At 60.7% G+C, this 15,704-nt stretch carries 18 protein-coding genes; 1 reads left to right on the forward strand and 17 read right to left on the reverse strand.

Translation table 11 applies throughout. The features are described 5' to 3' along the window. Genes phnE through PVW49_RS17700 form a run of 4 tightly spaced genes read right to left on the reverse strand, consistent with a single transcriptional unit; the run spans position 1 to position 4,293 of the window. A complete protein-coding gene (gene phnE / locus PVW49_RS17685) occupies positions 1–759 on the reverse strand; it encodes a phosphonate ABC transporter, permease protein PhnE (protein ID WP_274591180.1) in 759 nt (252 codons plus the stop codon). Next, on the reverse strand, positions 759–1,541 hold the full coding sequence (locus PVW49_RS17690; protein ID WP_274591181.1) for a phosphonate ABC transporter ATP-binding protein: 783 nt from the start codon (positions 1,539–1,541) through the stop codon (positions 759–761). The genes phnE and PVW49_RS17690 overlap by 1 nt, the downstream gene beginning before the upstream one ends. After that, positions 1,538–2,413, reverse strand: coding sequence for a phosphate/phosphite/phosphonate ABC transporter substrate-binding protein (locus PVW49_RS17695; RefSeq protein ID WP_274591182.1), 876 nt, complete (start codon positions 2,411–2,413; stop codon positions 1,538–1,540). Before PVW49_RS17695 ends, PVW49_RS17690 begins: the two co-directional genes overlap by 4 nt. Continuing rightward, a complete protein-coding gene (locus PVW49_RS17700) occupies positions 2,413–4,293 on the reverse strand; it encodes a cytochrome c peroxidase (protein ID WP_274591183.1) in 1,881 nt (626 codons plus the stop codon). The genes PVW49_RS17695 and PVW49_RS17700 overlap by 1 nt, the downstream gene beginning before the upstream one ends. Positions 4,294–4,387: 94 nt before the next feature. Between PVW49_RS17700 and mntR the strand changes: the two genes are divergently transcribed. After that, on the forward strand, positions 4,388–4,858 hold the full coding sequence (gene mntR, locus PVW49_RS17705) for a manganese-binding transcriptional regulator MntR (RefSeq protein WP_005641374.1): 471 nt from the start codon (positions 4,388–4,390) through the stop codon (positions 4,856–4,858). A gap of 237 nt (positions 4,859–5,095) precedes the next feature. Here mntR and PVW49_RS17710 read toward each other — a convergent pair whose 3' ends face one another. From PVW49_RS17710 to PVW49_RS17770, 13 genes are read right to left on the reverse strand one after another with little or no spacing between them, the layout of a single operon-like run. Then, positions 5,096–6,088 (reverse strand): cytochrome c oxidase assembly protein, encoded by a 993-nt coding sequence (locus PVW49_RS17710; RefSeq protein WP_274591184.1) that lies wholly within the window; start codon positions 6,086–6,088, stop codon positions 5,096–5,098. Further along, complete coding sequence (locus tag PVW49_RS17715) at positions 6,085–8,022, reverse strand: penicillin acylase family protein (RefSeq protein WP_338020395.1); 1,938 nt, start codon at positions 8,020–8,022, stop codon at positions 6,085–6,087. The genes PVW49_RS17710 and PVW49_RS17715 overlap by 4 nt, the downstream gene beginning before the upstream one ends. A 24-nt stretch (positions 8,023–8,046) precedes the next feature. Continuing rightward, positions 8,047–8,214, reverse strand: coding sequence for a hypothetical protein (locus PVW49_RS17720; RefSeq protein ID WP_008282832.1), 168 nt, complete (start codon positions 8,212–8,214; stop codon positions 8,047–8,049). Beyond that, positions 8,214–9,785 carry an apolipoprotein N-acyltransferase gene (gene lnt, locus PVW49_RS17725; protein ID WP_050775788.1) on the reverse strand — a complete coding sequence of 524 codons (1,572 nt, stop codon included), beginning with the start codon at positions 9,783–9,785 and terminating at the stop codon, positions 8,214–8,216. Before lnt ends, PVW49_RS17720 begins: the two co-directional genes overlap by 1 nt. Beyond that, the gene (lspA, locus tag PVW49_RS17730; protein ID WP_111405767.1) at positions 9,782–10,276 is read right to left on the reverse strand and encodes a signal peptidase II; all 495 of its coding nucleotides are present in this window, start codon (positions 10,274–10,276) and stop codon (positions 9,782–9,784) included. Before lspA ends, lnt begins: the two co-directional genes overlap by 4 nt. Next, on the reverse strand, positions 10,257–11,042 hold the full coding sequence (locus tag PVW49_RS17735; RefSeq protein ID WP_008282829.1) for a ZIP family metal transporter: 786 nt from the start codon (positions 11,040–11,042) through the stop codon (positions 10,257–10,259). The genes lspA and PVW49_RS17735 overlap by 20 nt, the downstream gene beginning before the upstream one ends. 22 nt (positions 11,043–11,064) lie before the next feature. Further along, complete coding sequence (locus PVW49_RS17740; RefSeq protein WP_008282828.1) at positions 11,065–11,523, reverse strand: DUF411 domain-containing protein; 459 nt, start codon at positions 11,521–11,523, stop codon at positions 11,065–11,067. A gap of 3 nt (positions 11,524–11,526) precedes the next feature. After that, positions 11,527–12,900, reverse strand: a complete 1,374-nt coding sequence (locus PVW49_RS17745; RefSeq protein ID WP_085818096.1) for a M23 family metallopeptidase — start codon at positions 12,898–12,900, stop codon at positions 11,527–11,529. After that, positions 12,897–13,523, reverse strand: a complete 627-nt coding sequence (locus PVW49_RS17750; RefSeq protein WP_274591186.1) for an SCO family protein — start codon at positions 13,521–13,523, stop codon at positions 12,897–12,899. The genes PVW49_RS17745 and PVW49_RS17750 overlap by 4 nt, the downstream gene beginning before the upstream one ends. After that, a complete protein-coding gene (locus PVW49_RS17755; RefSeq protein ID WP_274591187.1) occupies positions 13,523–13,990 on the reverse strand; it encodes a copper chaperone PCu(A)C in 468 nt (155 codons plus the stop codon). The genes PVW49_RS17750 and PVW49_RS17755 overlap by 1 nt, the downstream gene beginning before the upstream one ends. A gap of 28 nt (positions 13,991–14,018) precedes the next feature. Next, positions 14,019–14,678, reverse strand: a complete 660-nt coding sequence (locus tag PVW49_RS17760; RefSeq protein ID WP_008282983.1) for a DsbA family protein — start codon at positions 14,676–14,678, stop codon at positions 14,019–14,021. After that, the gene (locus PVW49_RS17765) at positions 14,675–15,097 is read right to left on the reverse strand and encodes a disulfide bond formation protein B (protein WP_037239850.1); all 423 of its coding nucleotides are present in this window, start codon (positions 15,095–15,097) and stop codon (positions 14,675–14,677) included. Before PVW49_RS17765 ends, PVW49_RS17760 begins: the two co-directional genes overlap by 4 nt. A 5-nt stretch (positions 15,098–15,102) precedes the next feature. Further along, entirely contained in the window at positions 15,103–15,669 is a 567-nt protein-coding gene (locus tag PVW49_RS17770; protein WP_111405761.1) for an SCO family protein, read from the reverse strand. Positions 15,670–15,704: the final 35 nt, after the last annotated feature.

Here is a 15,704-nt window from a genome sequence, read left to right on the forward strand (position 1 = left end):
TCAGGTGAAGCGGCGCCGCAGTGCGACGTTGATCGCCTCAATGGCCATGACCATGACGACGACTGCAATCGTGACGCTGGCGGCCTTATCATACTGGAAGGATCTCACGTAGGTCTGGATGTAGAAGCCGATCCCACCCGCGCCGACGATGCCGAGGATCAGCGACTCGCGCAGGTTCAACTCGAACCGGAAAATCGTGTCGCGGGCAATGACTGGGGCCATCTGCGGCCAGATCGCATGCCTGAGCCGCACGTGCGGTCCGGCGCCGGCGCTTTCCAGTGCTGCGATCGGCGCGCGGGACACGCCGTCGATTGCTTCGGCATAGAATTTTGCGAGCATCCCGGTGGCATGAAAGGCGACCGCGATGATGCCGGGCAGCGGCCCGAGCCCGACTGCGCCGACCATAAGCATGGCCACGAGGATCAGCGGCACGGCCCGGATAAAGGCCAGCAGCGCGCGCACAGGGCCGAACACCATGCGCGAGACCATGGTCTCGGAGGCGAGGATGGCCAGAGGGATCGACAGGATCACAGCGCCGAGGGAACCGAGGATCGCTATTCTCAGCGTTTCCGCGCTGCCCTTCCTGATCTCGGCTATCACTGTCGGATCGGGCGGGAACATCCGCCCGAGAAAGTCAGCGATCCGCGGACCGGCCGAAACGAGACGCGACAACTCGACATCGGTCGTGGCGAAGGACCAGAGGATTGCGCCTGCGATCAGGGTGCTGGTCGCGAAGCCGCCGAACCTGCGGTGGCCCATCAGGACACCGCCCGGAGGCCGGAACCGGGCAGCGGCTCTGCCTCCCGGTAGAGAGCCGCCGTCGCCTCGTCCTGCAACTCGGATGTCGGCACATCGAACACGATCCGCCCGTTCCGCATGCCGATGATGCGCTCCGCGAAACGCCGCGCCAGGTCGGGCTGGTGCGAGGAAAACAGCGCCGTTGCGCCGCGCGCTTGCGCCGCCCCGGTCAGCAGCGCCAAGACCTCCCCAGCGCGGGCGGGGTCGAGGTTGCTCACCGGCTCGTCGGCGAGGATCAGCCGTGGCTCCTGCGCGAGACACCGCGCAATGGCCACGCGCTGCCGCTGGCCGCCGCTGAGACTGTCGACCCGGCGTTCGGCGAGATCGGCAATGCCGCAATCGGTGAGGGCTGTGCGCGCAATGTCGAGATCATGTGGCCTTGGCGACCCCAGCAGGGCGCGCAGGGGCGCCATCCGGCCTAGGCGGCCATTGAGCACGTTGCGCAGAACCGTGGAGCGTTCGACCAAGGCGAATTCCTGAAACACGAAACCGGTATCAGGTCGGCTTGCGCGCGGCGGCGGTTGGTCTGGATCGAGCGGCGCACCCAAGACTGAAACGCGCCCGCGCCAGCCGTGGAGCCTGCCATCGAGCAATGCCAGCAGCGTTGTTTTTCCTGCCCCGGACGGGCCGAGCAAAGCGACACTTTCGCCGATCGAAATCGTAAGCGAGACCCGCTCCAGCGCCGGAACACTCCCGCCCGGATGGGCAAAGTTCAGGTCGTCGATCCGGATGGCGGTGGTCATTCCAGGAGCCCATATCGCCGTGCCATGTCGCGCACGCCGTCATAGGCGGCAGGGTCGGCCCTGACATAGCCGTCCGGCCCGTAGAGATAGCGCAGCTTGTCGCGGTTCTCGGGCTCGTTGAGCCGCAGCATCGCGTTGGTGAAGCGGTCTTGCACCTCGGCATCCAACCCGGGTCGCGCGATCACGACATGGCTCGGGATTGGCGGGCTTTCCGCGATCCATGTCACCTGTGCCTGCTGCTGCGGCGTCAGGAGCAGGTCGGCATACTGGCTGGCGCCCGCGGCATCGACCAGACCTTCGGCCATCGCCTGCATGGCCTGCTGATAGCCGCCCGCGAAGAAGACACGACCGAAAAATTCCTCTGCCGTCCCCGGGGTTTCGACCAGACCGACCTCGACGAATTCGGCGAGCGGGTAGAGATAGCCCGATTCCGAGATCGGATCGGCGAATGCGATGTCGCGTCCGCGCAGGTCTGCAAGCGCGCCGATGCCACTGTCGCGCCGCACGAAAATGCGGCCCGTATAACTCGGCGCGTCGCGGTAGACCTCGGACAGCAGCGGCACCGCGCCGATCTCGGACTCGGCCAGAACGAAGGGCAGGGCGCCCATGAAGGAGATATCCGCGTCACCGTTGCGCAGGGCCTCGACCGCCGCCGCATGGTCGATGGTGACGAACCCTTCGACGGGGACGCCGATCTCACTGGCCAGCCAGCCGCTGATGGCCTCTATGTCGCCCAGGAGCTTCTCGGGGTTCTCCTGCGGAATGAAAGCCAGCCGCAACGCAGTGTCCTGGGCGGCCAGCGGGGTTGCGAGCGATACTGCGCCCGCACCGGCCAGCGCCAACATCGTTCTGCGGTTCATATGGATCGCCATCAGAATGCCCTTTCTGCGATTGCGTCGGCTTCGGACTTGAACGCGGTCCAACTGGCTTCGGCGGCCACCCAGTCTTCACCGCGCACGGCGTCACCAACCTCGGCCAGACGTTGGGCCAACGCGTAGACTTCAGACCGCGCAGCCAGGTTCGACATTGTGCTGGCGTCCGCCGAAAGGTCCGCGGCCACGGTGTCGGTCAGCAGCAGGATATGTTCTGCATCCCGCTGCGGCAGCAGCGTATCAAGCGTCGAGGCGAATGTCGTTAGTTCGGAGAATGCCAGCCGGAAGGCGGTGTTCTCGGCGTCGAATGCCTCATAGGGCTCGTCCGCTGCGCCCACGGTCTCCAGATAGGCAGTCAGGTCGGCCCGTTCCGCTCCGGTCAGGCCGAGCGACTTCGATTCGTCGAACCAGTCCACGACAGCGGCCAGGGTCGGCAGCGACCCGTCGTGGAAATAGGGCGCGGTGTAGACGGTGCCGAGCAGCGTGGGTGTATCCATCGCACCGGTGCGGGCGCCATCGTAGGCCGACGCAACCGAGTCGATATCATGGGCCTGCCGGTCCAGGAAGTTCGTGTCCGGGACGTGGCAGCTGGCGCAGGAACGGTCGCCGAGCGCCGCGAAGGGCGTATTGAAGATCGCTTCGCCGCGCTGCGCGGCCTCGGGAGCGGCTTCGGTCAGCTGACCATCCGGTGTCAGCATGGAGTTGGGCAGGAAGTCGAATTCGAGCATGTAGGCGAGCAGAGCATCCAGCATGAAGGGCGTCGGTTCATCGCCGCCGAACTCGTTGACGATGACGTTGCGGGTGAAATCACGCAAGGAGGCGAAGCGGCCATCGCGGCCGTAGGGCCCGGTGAAACGCAGGCCACGGAGGCTGGGGATGTCAATCGGATCATCGCGCCGGTCATTGAAGATCGGATTGAAGAAGGCGCCATCGACATCGATCGCGCCTGGCTGATGGCTCGCACCCGGAATGAAAAGCCGCTGGTTGACGTCCGAGCGGTTGTGACAGGTCGAACAAGCGACCCCGAGGTCCTGCGCCGGATTGCCAAAGATTTGCGCGCTGTCGAACAACATGTCGCCATATGCCACCAAAGGCAGGTCGGTCTCGTCGATGCCCTGCTCCTCGAAATTGAGGACGAGGCGCGGCAGCGGATCCTGATCGAACATGTCAGACCCCGGCGGCAGGCTAGGCGGCACCTCGATGGTGCGGCCACTCAGGACAAAAGTTTCCGGCAGCGCGCTCAGCGTCCGGCGCGGCGTGAAATCGTCAACGAGGTAATTCTCGGCGAGATAGCCGGAGATGACTCCGCGCGCGGCTTCCATGGTTTCGCGATTCGCGGGTGTGTCACCAGTACCAAGAACACCAGCGGAACCTGTGCTGCTGTTGAGTTCCAGCCAGGCGAGGCCGATGCGTCTCGAAGCGTCGGGGTCAGCAGCCGCGATACCGTCCGCGAATGCGCGATAGAGTTCTCGAGCTGTCCGCACGGCCTGCTGTGCACGTGCAGGGTCGTCGGCCATGACTGCCCGGTCCAGTTCCTCGTCGATCCTGCGCGCTATCAGCCGCGTCGCCTCGGCGAAGACCGCCTGGCGGTCCTTGCGAGTTATGGCGTTCAGAAGGGGCGCGGGTCCGATGTCGCTGCTGCCGTTCAGCCATGCCAATGCACCGACAGCGAATTCCGAACCCCGGTAGGGTTCGGCCCAGGCGGTCCCGACGTCATCCCAGGGCAGCGGTTCGAGATTCGCGAGGAAGAGAGTCAACCGGTAGGCCGCCGCCTCTGGAAGCCATGGGGCCTCCTTGGCGGGCGTCGCAGCGACAGGTCCGGACAGGACGAGCGCACTTGCGAGTGCGGCAATGAACGCTCCAAGGAATTTCTGAATCACCGTGGTCTCCCAACTTCAAAGTTAGACACGGCTAATTTATCTACCCTATGCAAACAAGTTGTCAATCCTGCAGTTTCCCTGCAAAGTCCCAAGTATGACAAAGCTGCAATCACAGGAACATGAACCGTTCGAAACTGTCGACAGGGCTCCCGAAGCACAGGCTGAGGGATTCGCGACCGTGCGTCAGGCACATGAGAGCGAAATGGCGGAAGATTACGTTGAACTGATCGCCGAACTGATCGAGTCGCGCGGAGAGGCAAGGCCGGTGGAAATCGCCGAACGGTTTGGAGTGAAGCCGCCGACCGTGACCAAGAACATCTCGCGACTCAAAGCTGCTGGCCTGGTGCGGCGGGAACCTTACCGCGCCATATTCCTCACGGATGCCGGTCGGGAGTTGGCCGAGGCCTGCCGCCGGCGGCACAGGATCGTCGTCGCGTTTCTCCTCAGCCTGGGAATCGACGAAGAGACTGCGGAACGCGATGCGGAGGGGATCGAGCATCACGTCAGCACGACCACGCTGGAGGCCTTCGAACACGCCCTCCTGCAATCTGAGAGCGGCAAGTAGCGCAGCATCAAGTTCTCGCGAAATTCAGCAAAGCAAGACTCAGGAGGCGGCGGCGTCAGCAGTCAAAGGCTGGTGGGTCTGTTCTGATGGTCAACTTTAGTGCAGAAAATCGTTCGTGTCCTCTGAGCTTGGCCAGCCCGAGATAGTGTGCCCAAAATCTCTGACTGCGACGACGGTGCAGCGAAAATGTCGATCGCGGGAAAAGACGTGGGTACAACCTTTGATTTGCTCCTCTGTTCAAAGCGCATAGACAATAGTCACCACCGTCGTCATGACGATGAAGAACATGACCAAGGCGCCTATGGCGAGCGTCCGGCCCATGTCGCGGTTTGGCTTTGCCACTTTCAGACGCAATTCTTCGGCCGTTTCCGGAAACTCGAGCGCCGCGGAGTTCGAGCCTCGCACCAACTCATATCGTGAATTCCAGCGACGCACCTCGGCCGCGTTCCACCCGTTCATGACCAGAATGATCGCGGCGATCATCAGCATCGAGGACGGGACCCAGATCGTATAGCCACCCATGGTTTCGTCGGACAGGGGATCGAGCAACCCGGTTCCCGCCGTTTGGTAGGAGGCATAGAGGCTCACCTCTTTGAGTGTCGTCAAGGAACCCAGAAAAATGTTTGAAACGATCACCGCAAAACCAGAGATCAGCCTTGCGCCGCGCCTCGCGCCCTCAGGGGGATCTCTCGGGTCGAAGAGCATGCCGAAATACCAGATCCCTGCCAGCACCATCGCAAAATGGGCGAACACCTCGATCGCCGCGATGCGCTGCGCAAGTCCGTAAAGCACTGGAATCTGCCAGAGAAAGAGCGACGTGATGAGCGCAGCAGTGGCGGTTACCGGATGTGCCAAGAACCGCAAAGTAATAGATTTTCCAAGAGCGCCGAGGTATCGACGCCACCGTCTGTTCAAACCGGCTTGCAATAATCGCCACGGCTGAGTGACCGCGATGAGTAGTGGTCCTGCAAGGCGGAGGAGAAGGTGCTCCACTTGATGCGCCGAAAAGAGGCTGTGCCCCAACGAAGCCAGAGGCGCATTCGTGGCCGCGAGAATGCAGGTCAAGCCAGCGAAGAACAGGGCTTGCCGCCAAATGGAAACCGTCCCGCGCAGCCGTGTGGATCGCGCGACGCCGCGCATGTAGATCCATGCGGCCAAGCTGACGGAAACAAGGGACACTGGCGAAATCGCGTATCCAAACGGGTCGAAAAGGAGGAAGTAGGCGATCATTGGCTCCTGTCATCTTGTATTGTTGGCCTTTGGACAGATGCCGGTAAAAGTCGGGATGTTCCCACAGCGCCACCCCGGGCCAAGGACAGATCAGTGGACATCGCGAGGTATTTGCCCTGCATCCACATGAGAAAAAGGTTTTCATAGAATCGTGAGAGCGGGTGGCCGGACTGACCGGCGGGCGCGATGAAATAGGATCCGGCTTCTTCCGAAAACGACATGACCGCCTGAAAATTGGTGCCCCCGCTGGGCGCGAAGGGGCGGTCATCGTCAGAAGTAAACAGTGTTGCAATCATTGTGTATGAATCGCCCGAAGATGGGGCTTTGAGAGACAGCAGATCGCTGATGATCCCACTCGATCGGATTGGTGCCCACCCCATATTCAAAGCGTGTGCTTCGCCCCAGACCCAAGCGGACGGATCGGGTCCGTAGCGGTCGACAAGCCAGCCGATGGCATCATCCAAGGCCGCACGAACCTGATCCTGGCAGGTCTCGATGCGGGTGGACGGGCGGATGTCGCACCAGATTGCGCTCCCTCCGCGATCTGAAAGCACCGCAAATAGGACATCGGCATTTGGCCTGGCCCAGACCTTCGTCGCGGATGGAAATTCATCCTGAAGTATCCGTTTTTGCAACGCGCGCGCCCAGGCCCAGAACACGAGTGGCTCCGGTGAAAAGCGATCCATGTCGCCATTCCATTGGGCAAGTTGATCCAGAATATCACCGCGAAGCTCATCTGCGCGGTTCTCTTCTAGAGCGCCTGTGGAACCCACGAACCAAAGCTCTTTTGCCATTATAGGAAGAAGCGCCCGCGCGGCAGCGCTGACCGTGTCGCGCTGCACTGCAATCGCGCCCTCGACCGAGAATATCGGCTGCCGCTCATCAAGAGCAGCCAGACGGGCGCCTCGAAACGATAAATGAGTTTCGACCTCCCTGTCAGGCCAGCGAGCAAGGGTTTCTCGGTCGATCGCAAGAATCTCCAATCCGGCTGGTGCCAGGTTCATGCTTGCGTCCATAGCATCGTTCACATCGGCGGACCGCGCCAGACGGTCAAGCATCATCAGAAAACTGCCGGCCTTCGCAGCGGTGGAACTCACTGGCTCTTTAAGGGTTTTCAGTGACACAGATCGGAACGCCCAAGCGACGCGTTCGCTGCGACCGACGACAATGAAGGGCACACCCGGCATTGTAGCCCCAATCGCGGCTCCAGTCGGGAGTTGAATATCCGCTAGGTACCATTCAGAAGGCAGCGATAAGGGGCCACGTATATCAGCGGCGAGAATTGGTGCTCCGGTAGCTGTTCTGTCGCCAGACAACGCCCAAGCATCGAGGCCGACCTCGGGCGAGGTCACAAACAGCTCGGGCAAAAGAGGTCGATCCGACGGGATCGGTAGATCTGACAAGCCGGACAGGTCACTCTGGCGTCTCTCGGGATGAAGATCGTTCAGAAACGCTTGGGCAAGTCTGAGACTATCGACGGGTCTCCAGGCTGCGATCATTCTCTCATCCGCGATCAACAGATCGGGTGAGCCTCTGCCGCGCCCGCCTTCGGACACCAGACCAAGCCACGCGTTGACACCTGCGGCATATGCGTCGAGCGCTTGGGCTGTCGAAGGGTCGACTTCGATCGTCTGGTCAAGTGGCAACAAGGCTTGCACTGCCCGCCTTGCCCTCAATAACTGGCCAAGCCTGTCCTGCGCGTGAACGAAACCAAGCGCGAAATAGGCGTCCGCAGCGGAGTCTGCAGAAATGTGCGGTATGGCCGCAGCATCTCGCAGAATATCGACTGGACCTTCGATTCCCGCAACTCTGAAGTCCTCGTCATAGTCGGGGACGGAGGCGCGCAAAAGAAAGTAGACGACACCGGATACGGCCAGTCCTGATGCAAAAACCGCCAGGAGCAAGTACAGTAATATGTTGAACAGTCGTCTCAATTCGTTGCCGGTACCAAAGTAATCTCAAGACGTGATGCGCAAGAGGATCACCGAGGCGAAAAAAGCGAGCAGGCCGAAAGCAATACCGAAGCTTGTCGCGTATTGAAGTATATCCAGGCGGTTCCCTTTCCGCCGTTGCGCCAGATAGCCACCCCAGAGCGCCCCTCCGACAAAGCCTGCGAGCACCAGCATCACGATTCCTCCGATTTTGATTTTTCTGAATTGAAACGTCGTCTGACCAATCCGACGGTAAAGGCTAGAGCCCAGACCGCACAGATGAGCGCCAGCGATGTCCAATCACCGAAACGTGCGTAAGGTGTGGGCGCAAGCGCTGTCGGCAGGCTGGCATCTATGACTCCAGTTTGTCCGGTCTCGAGGCGCGCGATGATCTCTCCCTTGGCGTCGATGATCGCGGAAATCCCGGTGTTGGCCGCCCGGACTACAGGAAGCCCTTCTTCGACCGCGCGCATGCGCGCGGAGGCGAGGTGCTGCTCGGGTCCGATGCTGGTCCCGAACCAGGCATCATTTGTGGCGTTGAAAATCCAGTCGGGGCGAAAAAGGTCATCGACTACCTGGCCCGGAAAAATGATTTCGTAACAGATCGCCACCGCGACCAGAGGCGCACCCGGGATCGCCAGCGTGCGTGGCCCTGGTCCTGGCGTGAAATCACCCAAACCTTCGGTCAGCCGCTCGATCGGCAGCCAGCCTCTCAGGGGCACATATTCCCCGAACGGAACAAGATGATGTTTTGCATATCCCGTCAGAATTTCGCCGCTGCCGTCATAGGCTTGAACCGTGTTGAAATATCGGGTTCCCCCATCGCCCTCTACGCGGTCAGGCACGCCTGTCAAAAGGATCCTGCCGTCTGGCAGAACCGTGGATAGCCGCCTACGCGCCAAGGCGTCCTCGTCCAGAAAACCGGGAAAGGCCGTTTCCGGCCACAGCAACAGGTCGAAGCGTCCAGGTTGCGCCGACAAGCCCAAATATTTCTCCAGCGTTCGCTCGCGGCTGCCCGGTGCCCACTTCTCGACTTGCGGCACATTGCCTTGGACGATGCGCAAAGCGCTGTCCGTCGGAGGCACATTCGTCCCTAAACGCAGCGCGCCGCCACCCCAGAGGCCCATCACCACAACGGCGAAGAGCACGAGAACAGGCACGCGTCTGTTTGGTGCCGCCACAATCAACACACCGGGCAACAGCCCTATAAAGACCGTGAGAAAGCTCAGCCCATAGCTTCCGACCCAGGCGGCGGGTTGGCGCAGAGCGGCGTGTTCGACAAGGGCATAAGCGGCAAGGTTCCAGGGAAACCCTGTCAGGACATGACCACGCAGCCATTCTGCGGCAACCCAGCAGGTTGCAAGCAGAAGACCTGCCGTAGTGTCGCCGACAGCACGGCGCTGCATGATGGTGGCAAATAACATCGCCGCAATCGCCGGGAAAATGGCCAGTCCGGCGGACAGTCCCGCGACTGCCGGGATCGCAAGGGCACCGAAACGTTCGGAATCGACGTAAAAGCTCTCGGCGATCCAGGAAACTCCAAACCCGAACTGGCCCATTCCGAAGACCCAGCCGATGAAGAAGGCAGGCGCTGTCGAAACCTGCCGGAGGACGAGAAAGAGTGCTGAGAAGGCGACTGGAACAACGATGAGCCATGAGAATGGTGGAAGGGTTAAAACCGTTAAACCGCCCGCTGCAAAGCTAATCCCTGATCGCAGGGGAATGTAACGGCCACGACCCGTCAGTGGTCGCAAGCCCGCCATCATGTGCCTGTTTTCAACTTGGCGCTCAACCAAGGGGCTATGAGCAGTAGGCCCACGCCACTGACCACGAAAACATCCGCCATGTTGAAGGCGGGCCAATGCGTGGATCCGACATAGAAATCGAGGAAGTCCGTCACACTCCGAAACCGGATGCGGTCGAGGACGTTGCCGAGCGCGCCACCGATAATCGCGCCATAGGCGATAGCCTCAACCGGGTTGGCAGTGCGTACCAACATGACTGTTAACCAGCCGCAGACAGCTAGGGCCAACGCCGTAAGGCTCCACCATGGCGCTCCACCAAGCAGTCCGAACGTCACGCCATCGTTGCGCAGATAGATAAGATTGAAACCGGGAAAGACCGGAATTCCAGCGCTCAAATCTGCCGCGTTGGCGACGACAATTGCTTTTGTCACCTGATCGACAAGAAAAGCAACTCCAGCCGCTATGAAACCTTGGAAATGGGTCAGTTTCATCTCATCCTCCCAGCCATACATCGAGGAACAACATGATCACGAGGCCGGCTGCGAGACCGAGTGTCGCCCTGTTTTGATGGCCTGAACGGTGGGTTTCGGGAATGATTTCGTGGCTGATGACGTAGAGCATCGCCCCGGCGGCGAAGGCGAGCCCCCATGGCAACAGCGGCTGCGAGATGCTGATGATCCCAGCCCCAAGAAGCCCGCCTACCGGCTCGACAAGACCTGTCAGGGCGGCAATCCCCCACGCACGGCGCCTGGAATAACCCTCACCAAGCAATGAGACCGCTACGGCGAGACCCTCGGGAGCGTTTTGCAGCCCGATGCCAATCGCAAGCGGCAAGCCACCAGACAGACCGTCAGCCCCAAACCCGACACCAACGGCGAGTCCTTCGGGGAAATTGTGGATCGTGATCGCAATGATGAAGAGCCAGACGCGGCGCAGCGAAGCAGCGTCTGGGCCTTCCCGCCCCGTCTTGAAATGCTCATGCGGCAGCCATTCGTTCATCAGAGCGACCGCGCCCATGCCAAGCAGGATCGCAACACAAACGATGGCCGCCGGGAGAGCACCGTTGTCGAACTGTCCTTCGGCTGCATCGAGAGCCGGGATGATCAGCGAGAAAAACGAGGCCGCGAGCATGACACCCGCTGCGAAGCCAAGTAGCAGATCGCGTGTAGCCCGGGATGGGATGCGCCCGAAAAGAACGGGGATCGCCCCGACCGCGGTCAGCGATCCGGCGGCCAGGCTTCCAAGAAAGCCAAGGGTAATTGGGGAGAAGGGTTCCAAGCGCTGAGGTCTCGCCGATACGTCAGTCAGCGGCCGAATAACTGCTAAAGATCTCGGTCGATCCATCGCCGCGGATCAGGAAGACCTCATAAGCCTCACGATCGTCTTCCGGTCCCATGCCCGGCGATCCATAGGGCATTCCGGGCACCGCCAACCCCACTGCATCTGGACGCTCATCCAACAAACGCTGAATGTCTGATGCCGGTACATGTCCTTCGATCACGTAGCCGTCGACCAAAGCCGTATGGCAGGAGACCATGCGCTGAGGCACGCCATTGTCGAGTTTGAAGCGCACAAGAGATCCCCCGAACATGTCCTCGCCTGTCGGCGCGAATCCGCTTTCCTCGAGGTGCTTCATCCAGGACAGACAACAGCCGCAGCCGTTTGTCTTCCGGACATCAATCTGGATCGCATCGGCGACAGCTTGCGCCGCGGGGAACAAGGCCAGCGTGACTGCAAGGGCGAGAGCCAGTCGTTTCATGGATTAAAGCCTTTCGGTTGTTGTTTGCATAAATTCGCTGGTGAGCCTCTCGGCCAGTAGCGTGCGTGCCTCAGCCAATCGCTCAAGTGCAGCCGTGTCATCCGCATCCCGCTCGGCCGCCTCTGCCAGTCGGTCGTCTGAGAGAGGATCCGTCGGGCGACCATCGACAAGAACCTCATAATGCAGATTGGGGCCGGTCGCGGTGCCGGTCGCACCGACGCGACCGATCATGTCTCCGGCCATCACGCGCTGCCCTTGTTCGAGTGTGTCCGGCACCTCGCTGAGATGTGCGTATCGTGTCAGGGTGTCGGATCCATGCGCTATCTCCACCACCCGGCCATATCCACCGCGACGTCCGATGAAGCTCACGCGTCCGGGCGCCGTCGCTTTCACCGGCGTACCGCTTGCTGCAGCAAAGTCGACGCCGGTGTGCATGCGCACATTCCCATAGACTGGGTGTGTGCGACGGCCAAAGACGGAACTCAGCCGCGCTCCTTCCACCGGTTGGGCAAAGACACGCAGGACCTCTCCATCAACATAGATCGTCGCTTTGCCGCTGCCGTCATCCGGCCAGACGATCTCGTAGACCGTTTCACCAAGATTCAGTGCGGCAAAGGCAAGTTCGGGCTGACCGATCCTCTCGTTTCCGTCGCGCGCTTCGCGCCAAAGAAGACGCATCGTCTCGCCACCGGAAAGTTCGCGTCGAAAATCCACTGTGCCGCCCAGCATCTGCGCCATGTCGACCGCAAAGCGAGCAGGGATGCCCGCCTTGTCCAATGCCGCGAAGACAGAGCTTTCGATCACTGCCTCGCCCGCGAACGTCACCATTTCAGGGTCTGGCTCCAACACGCGTGTGACAAGTTCCTGACCAAAGACCGTTTCGATCCGCACCCCATCGTCAACTGCCAGTTCCACGCGGCTCGGATTTCCGTCCACCTTTGAGATCACAGTGATCTCATGGCCCGGGCGCAATCGGCGCAGGTCATATTCTGCACCAAGCGCGAGCGCGATTTCGGCACGCGCAGGCGCAGCGATACCCGCGTTCGCCAGGACCGCATCCAGCGTCTCGCCCGACGCGATCTCACGCGACCAGGTTATCAAAGGCGGTTCAATCTCGGGCAAGGCGGTTTCTGCGAAGACGGATTGCAAGAGCGGCAGAGGTCGCATTGGGCTAGCATTGTCGGCGTGAAATGCAGCGGGCGGTGTCACATCGTAGTCGGCGATCTGAGGCATCGAGAGCGGATCGGGAGTCCAGAGGGTGGCTTCAGCAATCGCAGGAGGCACTGGCTCTTTGGAAAGAACGCCAGATATGGCGATGGCGGTCACCGAAAAAGCGCCTGCGACCACAGCGCTCGCCAAAACAATTCTAATATTCATGTTGCCCCCTCTACGTCTTCTGTCAGTGCACGCCGGATCTTCGGCACTGCGAATTCTCTTGGCTCGTGATAGTCAATCATGGTGACGAGTTCACCCTTGGCATCGAACAGGAATACGCTTGCCGTATGGTTCATTGTATAGTCGCCGCCTTCGGTCGGAACGCGCTCATACGAGGCACGAAATGCTTCTACAGCGCGGGAAATCTGGTCTTCCGGTCCCGTCCAGCCGCGAATGGCCGGATGAAAATAGCCGACATATTCGGCCATGGCCTCGGCCGTGTCCCGCTCTGGATCGACTGTGATGAAGACCACGTTCATCCGCGCGGCGTCGTCCCCGAGATCTTCAAGCCAACCTGAGATATCCGATAACGTCGTGGGGCAGACATCCGGGCAGTAGGTGAACCCGAAAAACACCATGGTCGGGCGTCCAATCAGGGTTTCTGGGCCCACTTCATTGCCTTCGTGATCGGTCAGTCGGAAATCCATCGCCGACAGGCGGAGAGGCCTTTTGCCGGCCGGTTTTGGTGCGCCGGGACCGTCTACCCGCCACCAGCCGACCCCGAGCATCAGAGCGACAGCGCCTACACCGGCTGCACCGTATTGGACCACATGCCGACGCTGCATCAGCTCTCCGGCCCGCGCGCGGCGATCCCCAGAATTGGGACCTCGACAGTCACTTCACCACCGTCCGAGAACGTCAGTGTCAGTGGGAAGGTCTCGCCTTCGATCATCGGGTTTTGCAGCTTCATGAGCATGGCGTGCAGTCCGCCCGGTTCCAATGCTACGCTTTGGCCCGGTTCAATCGTGATTTCGTCAGCAGGCGCCATAGAACTGACGCCGTCGGCGTTGGTTTTCGTCTCATGGATCTGGGGCATCACGGCCAGTGGTGTTGTAAGCCCGGTCAGCGTGATCGTGTCTTCACCGGTGTTGCGCACGGTCATATAGGCGGCACCAGGGCGGTTGATCCCGATTGAAGCACGGGACCACGCGTTTTCGACGACCACATCCTCCGAACCGGCAAATGCCGGAGTCGACATGCCCGAGAGCAGTAAGACAAGGGTCAAACCGTTGATGTAAGATAGTTTTGTCATGAAGAATTCTCCTGTATCTGGCCGAGCATCAACTTTGGCTGGCCGCAACTTCCGCCGCCACCAGTCGCCGCAGTTCTGCCTCACCAAACGGGTCCAATGGCTTGGCGTTGACGAAGAACGTGGGCGTTTGTCGAACGCCAACCGCTTCGACATCAGCGCGGTCCTGATTGAGCACGGCCACGACACCGGGGGCCAGCATCTGTGTCCGAGCAGCTTCGACATCCAGACCACCGCTTGCGGCAATCTCAAGGATCAAACCCGGTGCCGGAGTGCCATGGGACGCCCATCGCGGCTGCTCGCGCAGGACCGCTTCCAGCACGGGTTCGAACACATGCTGCATCCGCGCAGCTTCGAGAACACGGATCGCTTCCACCGAAGCGTCCCCGTGAAAGGCAGTGTATCGAATGACGACACGGACCGCATCACCGTGCTCAGTCATGATATCCTTGACCACGGGATAGAAGGCGCGGCAGGCCTCGCAAGCTGGATCGAAAAACTCGACAATCGTGACAGGTGCCGTTTCGGGGCCGAGGATCGGGGAATAGGGCCGGATCAGCACATCGTTCACTTCAGGCGCGACAGGGACTGCCTCTGCAATGGGTTGGGGGCGGGTGGCATACCAGGCCGCGCCGCCAAAACCTGCGGCACCAACAGCCAGAACGGATAGAACGAGACCGCGTCGATTCATGTTTGTTTTTCCTTCAGTGAAATGGCCGACAGCACCCCGATCATCGTGAAGGCGACAAGCGCCATCAGCGGAATCGGAATGCCGAAGACCACCTGGTTGTCGTCGGTACAAGAGGGGCCGGTCGCCTTGCAGGGCTGGATCGCCTCGGGGATCAGCCCGACATAGAGGCCGATGTGATACAACGCCACCGCCGCCCCCCCAAGCGCCAGCGCAACGCCATAGCGCCCCACGCGAGGATCTTGCCACCACAGCCCGAGCCCAAGAACGACAGCCAGGGGGAACATGAAGGCGCGCTGGAACCAGCAAAGGACGCAAGGCGTTTGACCAAGAACCTCGCCAATAAAGAGCACGGCAAGCGATGAGATAAGCGCAATGATCCAAGCAAGAACAAGGGCCGTTTCTCCGGAAAGTCGGGTCATGACGATCAGATCCTCTCTCTCAGATCCGCAAGGATCTCTTCGGCGGGTGTGCCGTAGGGCCAGGAATCGGCGAAGCCCGCCTGCGGATCAAAAAGGAACAGGTGCGATGTGTGCCCCATTGTATAGCCATCCGGCGCGCTGGCCTCGTCTATCCGTTCGAAGTAAATCGGAAAGGTTTCAGCGGTCTCAGCGATCTGATCGGATGTTCCGGTCAGACCGATGATGCCTGCATCAAAGCGCGGCACAAAGTCGGCAAGAGCCATTGGCGTATCGCGTTCGGGATCAATCGAGATGAAGATCGGCTGCACTTTTGCGGCATCCTCGCCAAGTCCATCCATGACCGCCGCCACCTCTGCAAGCGTCGTCGGGCAGACATCTGGGCAATTGGCGAACCCAAAGAACACAAGCATCCAGCGACCCGCAAAGTCCTCTTCGGTGCGGATCATGCCCATATGGTCCGTCAGTTCGAACTGCGCAAGGAAAGGTGGTTCGGTCTCGGCTTGGGAAATATCGGCGCGGTAGTCCGCCCACAGTAACAGCCAGATGAAAACGAGCGCCGCGACGCCCGCCAAAACCCGTAGTACTTTCTGAAGACCTGATAGCCGCA

Origin of the sequence: Marinovum sp. PR37 (assembly GCF_028807375.1) — a bacterium.
Taxonomy (GTDB): domain Bacteria; phylum Pseudomonadota; class Alphaproteobacteria; order Rhodobacterales; family Rhodobacteraceae; genus Marinovum; species Marinovum algicola.